Here is a 10119-nt window from a genome sequence, read left to right as displayed (position 1 = left end):
GCGGGGGCCGGGGAGCGCGACGCGGCGGGGGCCGGGGAGCGCGACGCGGCGGGGGCCGGGGAGCGCGACGCGGCGGGGGCCGGGGAGCGCGACGCGGCGGGGGCCGGGGAGCGCGACGCGGCGGGGGCCGGGGAGCGCGACGCGGCGGGTACGGGGAAGCGTGAGCGGCCGCACGGGTCCGGGCCGGTTGCCTCCGGGTAAGGTGGCCGCGTCGTCATCACACCCGTACGGGGGGAAGCCGGTGCAATTCCGGCGCTGACCCGCAACCGTGAGCCGCCCGCCGAGGCCGTCGAGGCCGCCTTCCGGGACGGTGAGCCGGACTGCCCCGCGCGGACGTGACCGGCTCACGTGCCCGGCACCCGCCGGCGCACGGGCACCGTCGAGGCATACGGGGCCGAGCCGCCGGGGGTGCCCCGTGCTGTCCGGCCCCGCACAGGGAAAGGCACCCGCCGCTCATGAACGTCCGCCGTCGCAGCAGCGCCGCGGCTCTGGCCGCCATAGCCGTGATCGGCGCCGCCGCCGCGCCCGCGGTCGCCGCCGATCCGTCGCCGTCCACGTCAGCGTCCACCCCGTCCACCCCGTCCGGCCCGTCCGGGCTGTACGGGTCCACCGACCCTCGGTTCGACGGCGTGTGGCGCCAGTCCCTCGCGCTGCTCGCGCAGGACACGGCCGGTGTGATCCCGTCGTCGCAGGCCGTGAAGTGGCTCACGGACCAGCAGTGCGACAACGGTGCCTTCGCCCCCTTCCGCGCCGACCCGGCCCAGGCCTGCGACGCCGAGACCATGGTCGACACCAACAGCACGGCCGCCGCCGTCCAGGCCCTGTCGGCCGTCGGCGGCCACGGTGACGCCGTCGGGTCCGCCCTGGCCTGGCTGAAGTCCGTGCAGAACAAGGACGGCGGCTGGGGCTACACCCCCGGCGGGCCCAGCGAGGCCAACTCCACCTCCGTCGTCATCGGCGCCCTGACCGCCACGGAGACCGACCCGGCGGGGGTCGAGAAGGACGGCAAGTCCCCGTACGACGCGCTGCTGGCCTCCGCCCTGCCCTGCGCCGAGGACGGCGGCGCCTTCGGGTACCCGGACCAGAAGGGCAAGCTGCTCGCCAACGCGGACGCGACGGCCGCCGGCGTCCTCGGCGCGCTCGGCAAGGGACTGGTCACCGAGGCCGGCGGGAAGACCGGCGGCGCGACCTGCACCGACGCGGGCGAGCCCACCCGCGAGCAGGCCGCCGCGAACGGCGCCGCGTACCTCACCGACGCCCTCGGCGAGGACGGTCACCTCACGTCCGCCCTCGGCGGCTCCGCCGAGCAGCCCGACTACGGCAACACCGCCGACGCGGTCGTCGCGCTCGCCGCGCAGGGCGGCAGGGACACGGCGGCCGAGCCGCTGGCCTGGCTGGAGAAGAACGCCGTGCAGTGGGCCGAGCAGAGCGGCCCGGCCGCCTACGCCCAGCTGATCCTCGCCGCGCACGCCACGGGCACCGACCCGCGCGCCTTCGGTGGCACGGACCTGGTGGAGAAACTGAACGCGACGGGGCCGGCTCCGCAGGGGGCGGCGGCGAAGGACACCGTCACCACGAGCGACAAGGCCGCGGACGAGGACGAGAAGAAGGACGACTCCGGCTTCGGCGTCTGGTGGTTCGTCGGCGTCTGCCTGGTCCTCGGTATCGGCGTCGGCTTCCTGCTGAGCGGCCGCAACAAGAAGCGGCAGCCGTGACCCGCCGCGTCGTCCTCCTCTTCCTGGCCGCGTTCCTGCTGGCGGGGACCGCGGGCCAGGCGCAGGCCGCCGGTTACCGCTACTGGTCCTTCTGGGAGCGTGACGGCGACCGCTGGGTCTACGCCACCCAGGGCCCGTCCCTCGCCCGCCCCTCCGACGGCGACGTCCAGGGCTTCCGCTTCGCGGTGAGCGAGAACTCGGGTGACGCGGCGCAGCCGCGCGGCGCCGCGGACTTCGCGTCGGTCTGCGCGAGGACACCGGCCGAGGACGGCAGCAAGCGCGTCGCCCTGGTCCTCGACTTCGGTACGGCGTCCGACGCCCCGTCCGGCGAGACCCCGCCGGCCCCGCGCACGGCTTGCGCCCGGGTCTCCCCGGACGCCACGACGGCCGACGCCCTGGCCGCCGTGGCGGACCCCCTCCGCTACAGCACCAGCGCCCTGCTGTGCGGCATCGCGGGCTACCCGCGGTCGGGGTGCGGGGAGCAGGTGTCGCAGAAGGAGGGCTCGCAGGAGGACTCGACGGCCACGGCGGCCCCGGACCGGGAGAGCGCGCAGGACGACAGCGGCCCGTCGGCCGGCCTCTACGCGGGCATCGCCCTCGTGGCGGCCCTGGCCGGAGCGGCGGCCTGGCAGGCGAGGCGGCGCAGGAATGCCACCGACTGACCCGGCGGGCCGGCCGGCTGCGGGCGATCGTGCCGCGCTGCCTCCGGGCGCGGGCGATCGTCCCGCCGGGGCGGCGCGCCTGCCCGCGGCCGGCACCCTGTCGGCATCGGCAGGCGCGGCCATCCCCCGCGGCCAGGGCCCCGCGCTCCACCCCGGTGCCTGGTGGCTCTGGGCGCTGGCCCTGGGCACCGCCGCCACCCGCACCACCAACCCCCTCCTCCTCTCCCTCCTCGTAGCCGTCTCCGCCTACGTCGTCATCGCCCGCCGCCCCCACGCCCCCTGGTCCCGCTCCTACGGCGCCTTCGTCAAACTCGCCCTCGCCGTCCTCCTCATCCGCCTCCTCTTCACCACGGTCCTCGGCTCCCCCATCCCCGGCACCCACACCCTCGTCACCCTCCCCGAAGTCCCCCTCCCCGACTGGGCGCAGGGCATCCGCCTGGGTGGCCGGGTCACCGCCGAGGGCCTCGCCTTCGCCCTGTACGACGCGATGAAGCTGGCCGCCCTCCTCGTCTGCGTCGGTGCCGCGAACGCCCTCGCCAACCCCGCCCGCCTCCTCAAGTCCCTCCCCGGCGCCCTGTACGAGATGGGCGTGGCCGTCGTCGTCGCCCTCACCTTCGCCCCGAACCTCATCGCCGACGTCCAGCGCCTGCGCGCCGCCCGCCGGCTGCGCGGCCGCCCCGACAACGGCCTACGGGGTCTGCTCCAGGTCGGGCTCCCGGTACTGGAGGGTGCCCTGGAGCGCTCCGTCGCCCTCGCCGCCGCGATGGACGCCCGCGGCTACGGCCGTACCGCCCGGGTCCCCGCACGTGTACGCCGTACCACCGCCGTCCTCACCCTGGGCGGCCTGCTCGGCGTCTGCGCGGGGACGTACGGGCTGCTGACCGCCGCGGGCGGCACGTACGGCGTCCCCGTCCTGCTGGCCGGCGTCGCCGCCGCGCTCGCGGGCCTGTGGCTCGGCGGTCGCCGGTCGGTCCGCACCCGGTACCGTCCGGACCGCTGGGACGCCCGCGCCTGGCTGGTCAGCGCCTCCGGCGCGGCGGTGGCGGCGCTGATGTTCCTCGCCGCCGCCCGGGAGCCGGCGGCCCTGCACCCGGGCGTCGTCCCGCTGGTCGCGCCCACCCTCCCGCTGTGGCCGGCGGCGGCCGTACTCGTCGGCCTGCTCCCGGCGTTCGTCACCCCCGCCCCTCACCCCGCACCCGTCAAGGAGCCGTCGTGATCCGCTTCGAGGATGTCTCCGTGACGTACGACGGGGCCGCCGAACCCACCGTCCGGGGCGTGGACCTCGAGGTCCCCGAAGGCGAACTCGTCCTGCTCGCCGGCCCGTCCGGGGTCGGCAAGTCGACCGTGCTCGGCGCGGTCAGCGGCCTGGTCCCGCACTTCACCGGCGGCACGCTGAGCGGCCGGGTCACCGTGGCCGGCCGCGACACCCGCACCCACAAGCCGCGCGAACTCGCCGACGTCGTCGGCACGGTCGGCCAGGACCCGCTCTCCCACTTCGTGACGGACACCGTCGAGGACGAACTCGCCTACGGCATGGAGTCCCTCGGCCTTCCTCCGGACGTGATGCGCCGCCGGGTGGAGGAGACCCTCGACCTGCTGGGCCTGTCCGGTCTGCGCGCCCGCCCCATCGCCACCCTCTCCGGCGGCCAGCAGCAGCGGGTCGCGATCGGCTCGGTCCTCACCCCGCACCCGCGGGTACTGGTCCTGGACGAGCCGACGTCCGCGCTCGACCCCGCCGCGGCGGAGGAGGTCCTGGCCGTCCTCCAGCGCCTCGTCCACGACCTCGGCACGACGGTCCTGATGGCCGAGCACCGCCTGGAACGCGTCATCCAGTACGCCGACCAGGTCGTCCTGCTCCCGGCCCCCGGCGCGGCCCCGCTCCTCGGACCCCCGGCGGACGTGATGGCCGTGTCCCCGGTGTATCCGCCGGTGGTGGGCCTGGGCAGGCTGGCGGGCTGGTCCCCGCTGCCGCTGACGATCCGCGACGCCCGGCGCCGCGCGGCCCCGCTGCGGGACCGGCTGGCCGGCCGGGAGATACCGGACCACACCCCACCGGCCGCCGCGCCGCCGGCACCCCCCGCGCTCCGGCCCCCCGCCTCCCGTCGGTGGCGGCGCGGGAAGCGGGCGGAAACGGCCGCCGCCTCCCCGTACGCCGCCGAGGTCCGTTCCCTCACCGTCCGCCGGGACCGGATCCACGCGCTGCGCGGTGTCGACCTGACCGTCTCCCCCGGCGAGACCGTCGCCCTGATGGGCCGCAACGGCGCCGGGAAGTCCACGCTGCTCTCCGCCCTCGTCGGCCTCGTCGAACCGTCCGCCGGTTCGGTCCGCGCCGGCGACGCGGTGCCGCACCGCACGGCCCCCCGCGACCTCGTGCGCCGGGTCGGCCTGGTCCCGCAGGAGCCGCGCGACCTGCTGTACGCCGACACGGTCGCCGCCGAGTGCGCGGCAGCCGACGGGGACGCGGACGCGGCTCCCGGCACCTGCCGCGCCCTCCTCGCCGAACTGCTCCCCGGCGTCACCGACGACACCCACCCCCGCGACCTCTCCGAGGGCCAGCGCCTCACCCTCGCCCTGTCGGTCGTGCTGACGGCCCGCCCGCCGCTGCTCCTCCTGGACGAGCCGACGCGCGGCCTGGACTACGCGGCGAAGGCCCGGCTGGCCGGGATCCTGCGCGGGCTGGCCGCCGAGGGCCACGCGATCGTGCTGGCCACGCACGACGTGGAACTCGCCGCCGAGCTGGCCCACCGGGTCGTGCTGCTCGCCGAGGGCGAGGTGATCGCCGACGGTCCGGCGGACGATGTGGTGGTGGCCTCCCCCTCCTTCGCACCGCAGGTGGCGAAGGTGCTGGCGCCGCGCAAGTGGCTCACGGTCGCGCAGGTTCGGGAGGCACTGTCATGAGCAGTGCCCCACCCGTCGACCGCCGGGCCCGCGCCGTCCGCCTCGGCCCCCGCTCCGTCGCCGCTCTCGTCCTGGTCAGCGCGGTGGGCGTGGCGGGCTTCGGCTGGCCCTTCCTGGCCCCGCCGGACGCCTCGCTGAACGCCCACGCCCAGGACGCGCCCTGGCTGTTCGCGGGTCTGCTGGTGCTGCTGGTGGCCGTGGTGGCGGCGACGATCGCGGAGTCGGGCCTCGGCCCCAAGGCCGTGGCGATGCTCGGCGTCCTGGCGGCGACGGGCGCGGCGCTGCGCCCGATCGGGGCGGGGACGGCCGGCCTGGAACCCATGTTCTTCCTCATGGTCCTCAGCGGCCGGGTCCTGGGCCCCGGCTTCGGCTTCGTCCTCGGCTCGGTCACGATGTTCGCGTCCGCGCTGCTCACGGGCGGGGTGGGCCCGTGGATGCCGTTCCAGATGCTGACGATGGGCTGGTTCACGATGGGCGCGGGCCTGCTGCCCTTCCCCGACCGCCTGCGCGGGCGCCCGGAGCTGTTCGTGCTCGCCGCGTACGGCTTCCTGGCCGCGTTCGCCTACGGCACGATCATGAACATGCAGGGCTGGCCCTTCCTGGATCCGGAGGGCTCGACCATCGCCCCCGATCCGGACGCGGGCGTCGCCGGCAACCTGGCCCGCTTCCTCGCCTACTGCCTGGCCACGTCCCTCGGCTGGGACACGGGCCGCGCCGCCATGACGGTCGTCCTGACCCTCGCGCTCGGCACCCCGGTCCTGAAGGCCCTGCGCCGCGCCACCCGCCGGGCGGCCTTCGAGGCGCCGGTCACGTTCGAGAAGGCCGACGAGGTGGGCCGCCCCACGTGACGGGACTCCATACGAAGCGGGGCCGTCGCCTTCATGCGTTCGACGGCGCAGAACGCCGAATCCGAGGGGCAACGGCTGCTACTCGCCGCCGAGAATCCGGAGACCTGGTGGAGACGGAAGTCCTCGTAGTTCTTCAGGTTGAGAGTGGCCAGCGGCAGGTCGTAGGTGAGAGCCCCCCGCGGCGACGATGACGGGTCGCATCCGGGCGGCCTCAGGCGGCGTCGCGGTGACGCTCGGCATGAGTGAAGGCGAGGAACTGCTCCAGCTCCTCGTCCGACTCGAACGTGTCGGCGGCGAGATCGCCCAGAGAGCGAATCGGCTGCGTGTTCTTTGCCGCCAGCAGTTCCTCGACGGACAGGCGTGTCCTCGGCTGGGGAGAACTGAAGCCGTCGGGCTCAGGCGTGCTCATCGGGACCTCCAGCAAAAGCGCCACCCGGATCTCCGGCCGGTACGGGCCTACCCGCCTGCTGACATCAGGCTTCGCCGCCACGGATGAACCCTCGAACATGCGTGCCGCGAGATCGTCCACGGGGCAGGCCCGCCCGCACGGGCGTACGCCGGTCCGGTCCGGTCCGGTCCGCCGCCAATCGACGCGTCCGGAGGCTCGGAACCCGAACCGCAGTTCCCGGCGCGTGCGTAGACGATCACCCGCGCGCCCCGCACCCGTACGCGCTCGCAGGGACGGAAGTGGCTCGCCAGGGCCCGCCGCTTGACCGCCTCCTCCGCGACAGTGTCGAGCGGCTGACCGGGAGGATCGGTCAGCGCGACGACGCGGTCGTGGGCCAGGATGTTCTGCCGGATCGTCTCCGCGGGCAGCTCGACCCCCTGCAGGGTTCCCGACGCGGCGGGGGACTCGGCAAGGGCCAGGTCTTCCAAGCGCCCGTACACAGACGGGTACGACAGGAGCCACTCACGTCGTCGAGCGGGCATGAAGAGCAGTCCGTCGTCCGGGCCGGCGACCCGCCCGACGGCTTGGGCGACGGCGACGACGTCGTCCTTCCGGCTCTCCGGCGAACGCACCAGCATGGACCAGGGCACGAGAACCAAGAGCACCGCCACGGCGGAGACGAGGACGATCAGCATCCGAGCGACGGGGGCGAGTCCGTCCCGCAATCCTGCCAAGCGGTCCAGTGCCGCCCCCGCCAACAGGGCCAGTCCCACCATCCCGTACAGAACGTAACGCTCCACGTACCAGGGGCTGACAAGAGAGAACGTCATCAGCACACCCGCCGGGGCAACGAGCATCGGCAGTGCCAGGCAAGCCAGGAGCGTTCCCCGATCACTCCCTCGGACGGTCATTCGAGCAGCCCCCCGCACGAGGAACCGACTGAGCAGGACACCCGCGCTCGACGTCGCCAGGAATCGCAGCCATGCTGCCAGCCCCGGACGTCCGAGCCAGCCGAGCTGCTGATCGGCCTGTCCGGCGCTCACCACGGCCAGTGGCAACACGGTCACCAGGACCACGGCCGACACGATGCCCCAGCGACGCCACACCCGGCTGGGAACCCGCACCAGCCACAAGGTCGGCCCATGGGCCACCAGGACCAGTACGGCGAACTCGTGCAGCCAGCACGCGAGGCCGAGCGTCAGGGCGTACGCCGCCCACGCTCTGCCACCACCCGCGGTCACACCACGCAGAAGGAAGTACGTGGCCCATACGACGGCCGCCGAGACCAGCGCATAGGAACGCCCCTCCTGCGCGTAGTGCTGTGTCACCGGCAGCGCTACGAACACGAGTCCCGCGAAGGCACCGGCACGGCGTCCTGCAAGCCCCGCACCGATCGCTCCCACTCCGGCCGCCGCCACCGATGTCGCCAGGACCGACGGCAGTCGCAAGGCGGGCAGACCGCCGTCCCACACAGCGAAGACGACGTGCATGAGAACGTAGTAGAGGCCGTGCACGGCGTCGATCGTGCCCAGCAGATCCCACAGGTCGCCCAGCGAGCGGTGCGCCACCTGATAGGTGACCGACTCATCGCGCCACATGCTGTTCTGCCGGTCGATTCCCCACCACCCCGAACCAAGCGCGACCACCGCGGGCAGTAGTACCGGCACCACCGCCCCTCGGCGGCCTCCGCACCCCCATGAAACCTGCGGCCGACGGGCCGGCCCTCCAGCCTCGTCGGCATGTGCCTGTGCACGGGTCGACTGCGCAATGATGGTCTGCTCCCTGAGAAGTAGTGAGTCCACCGACGTGGACGGCGGTCAACGCCTCGGATCGAGGGGGCGGGTGAAACGCCTGTGACCAGCAGTCAAATAGCCGGAGGATTGTTGGTCAGCCGCCGCGCAGCCGCCTACCAATCACGTTCCGCATACGGTGAGGACTGGACTGGGAAGCCGAAACGCGAAGGGGGATCAGGTCCGTGGGACGCTCCGAGAAGCCGCTGGATCCGACGGCGGGCCCGGTGCAGCGGTTCGCTCACGATCTACGGGCGCTGCGCAGGGCGGCCAAAAGCCCCACCTACCGGGACATGGCCCGCCGCACCGGCTACTCCGCCCCCACTCTGTCCAGTGCGGCGGCAGGTGAACGGCCGCCGTCCCTGCCGGTCACCCTCGCCTATGTCGCGGCGTGCGGAGGCCACCCGGACGAATGGGAGCGCCGCTGGCGCGAACTGACCGAACGCCTGCCCTCCGGCCCGACGCCCTCCCCGGACGATCCCGCGCCCTACCGTGGGCTGGCCCGGTTCGAAACCACGGACGACGGTCTCTTCTTCGGCCGGGAACACCTTGTCGGCGACCTGCTGGAGATGACTCGCAAGCACCCGTTCGTCGCACTCGTCGGGCCTTCCGGCAGTGGCAAGTCCTCACTGCTGCGCGCCGGTCTGGTACCGGCGTTGCGCCGGCTTCCGGAAAACGGCGGCCGGCCTAGCACCATCCGCATCTGCACGCCGGGCGAGACCCCCCTCACCACACATGGCGGGCTTCTGTCTCCGGTGGAGGGCGCCGCGCCGACGGTACTGCTCGTCGACCAGTTCGAAGAACTCTTCACGCTCTGCCGCGACCCCTCGGAACGCTCCGGGTTCCTCCAGGGTCTCCTGCACTCCCGCCCGATCCTCGGCGAGGGCGGCCTACGGGTGGTCGTCACGGTCCGCGCCGACTTCTACGGCCACTGCGCCGACCACCCCGAGCTCGTCGAGGCGCTGAACACGGCGACCCAACTGGTCGGCTCCATGTCTCCGGAGCAGGTCAGGGACGCGATCGTGAAACCGGCCACAGCCTCACGCCTGGTCGTGGAACGAGCCCTGACCTCCCAGATCATCGCCGACATGGCTCAGGAGCCCGGTGCCCTGCCCCTGATGTCGCATACCCTGCTGGAGCTCTGGCACCGCCGCCGGGCACGTACGCTGACGCTTCAGGCCTACCGCGCGATCGGCGGTATCCAGGGGGCCGTCGCGCACACCGCCGAAGAGCTGTTCCGCGACATGTCCGAGGCACAGGCCGGGCTCGCCCGCATGATGCTCCTGCGGTTGATCGCCCCCGGAGACGGCGCACCGGACACCCGGCGGCCCGTCGACCGGGACGAGCTGGCCCGGTCCCCGGAGGCCGAGGCGGTACTGGAAAGGCTTGTCCGGGCACGGTTGGTCACGGCGGACGACGCCACCATGAACCTGAGTCACGAAGCACTGATCACGGCATGGCCCCGGCTGCACACCTGGGTGGAAGCCGATCGCGAACGTCTGCGCCTACAGCGGCGGCTGACGGAGGCAGCCAGAGAATGGGCTCAACTGGACAGGGACTCCGACGCCTTGTACCGGGGTACGCGTCTGGTGGCCGCCCGCGACGCCTTCATCAAGACAGACGGCTCAGCCGATGACCTGACGCCACTGGAGCGGGAGTTCCTCATGGAGAGCCTCCGCAGGGGGCGCTACACCCGACCTTTCGTGGCTGTGTCGCGGCGATTTGTCCGAAGCCGGTGGTGGCTCGTCTTCCGGCTGGCCACGGCGTGCTCCATGGTGCTCTGGACCGTCTGGTTCCTCAACCGCGATCACCCGTGAC

General features: G+C 73.7%; 8 protein-coding genes and 1 pseudogene. 7 read left to right on the top strand and 2 right to left on the bottom strand.

Going from position 1 to position 10119, the window contains the following annotated elements:
- The 6 genes and pseudogenes from ACP4IX_RS34305 to ACP4IX_RS34280 form a co-directional block, all read left to right on the top strand.
- Positions 1-201: pseudogene (locus ACP4IX_RS34305) on the top strand (hypothetical protein); the annotation flags it as partial.
- Positions 202-455: 254 nt separating this feature from the next.
- Entirely contained in the window at positions 456-1715 is a 1260-nt protein-coding gene (locus tag ACP4IX_RS34300) for a prenyltransferase/squalene oxidase repeat-containing protein (RefSeq protein WP_426558443.1), read from the top strand.
- Positions 1712-2377: an SCO2322 family protein gene (locus tag ACP4IX_RS34295; protein WP_426558441.1), complete on the top strand. Its 666-nt coding sequence runs from the start codon at positions 1712-1714 to the stop codon at positions 2375-2377. Before ACP4IX_RS34300 ends, ACP4IX_RS34295 begins: the two co-directional genes overlap by 4 nt.
- A 79-nt stretch (positions 2378-2456) precedes the next feature.
- Positions 2457-3593: an energy-coupling factor transporter transmembrane component T gene (locus ACP4IX_RS34290; RefSeq protein WP_426522572.1), complete on the top strand. Its 1137-nt coding sequence runs from the start codon at positions 2457-2459 to the stop codon at positions 3591-3593.
- Positions 3590-5275, top strand: a complete 1686-nt coding sequence (locus ACP4IX_RS34285) for an ABC transporter ATP-binding protein (protein ID WP_426558439.1) — start codon at positions 3590-3592, stop codon at positions 5273-5275. Before ACP4IX_RS34290 ends, ACP4IX_RS34285 begins: the two co-directional genes overlap by 4 nt.
- Complete coding sequence (locus tag ACP4IX_RS34280; protein WP_426522550.1) at positions 5272-6123, top strand: ECF transporter S component; 852 nt, start codon at positions 5272-5274, stop codon at positions 6121-6123. The genes ACP4IX_RS34285 and ACP4IX_RS34280 overlap by 4 nt, the downstream gene beginning before the upstream one ends.
- 211 nt (positions 6124-6334) lie before the next feature.
- Here ACP4IX_RS34280 and ACP4IX_RS34275 read toward each other — a convergent pair whose 3' ends face one another.
- Together ACP4IX_RS34275 and ACP4IX_RS34270 are read right to left on the bottom strand one after the other, a co-directional pair.
- The gene (locus ACP4IX_RS34275; protein WP_426522551.1) at positions 6335-6532 is read right to left on the bottom strand and encodes a hypothetical protein; all 198 of its coding nucleotides are present in this window, start codon (positions 6530-6532) and stop codon (positions 6335-6337) included.
- Positions 6533-6579: 47 nt separating this feature from the next.
- Entirely contained in the window at positions 6580-8178 is a 1599-nt protein-coding gene (locus tag ACP4IX_RS34270; RefSeq protein ID WP_426558437.1) for a glycosyltransferase family 39 protein, read from the bottom strand.
- 308 nt (positions 8179-8486) lie between these two features.
- Between ACP4IX_RS34270 and ACP4IX_RS34265 the strand changes: the two genes are divergently transcribed.
- The gene (locus tag ACP4IX_RS34265; protein WP_426558435.1) at positions 8487-10118 is read left to right on the top strand and encodes a helix-turn-helix domain-containing protein; all 1632 of its coding nucleotides are present in this window, start codon (positions 8487-8489) and stop codon (positions 10116-10118) included.
- Position 10119: the final 1 nt, after the last annotated feature.

The organism is Streptomyces sp. WG5, assembly GCF_049974565.1.
In the GTDB taxonomy this organism is placed as follows: Bacteria; Actinomycetota; Actinomycetes; order Streptomycetales; family Streptomycetaceae; genus Streptomyces.
The sequence above is the reverse complement of the archived record's forward strand: the minus strand, read 5'-3'. Positions and strand labels throughout refer to the sequence as shown.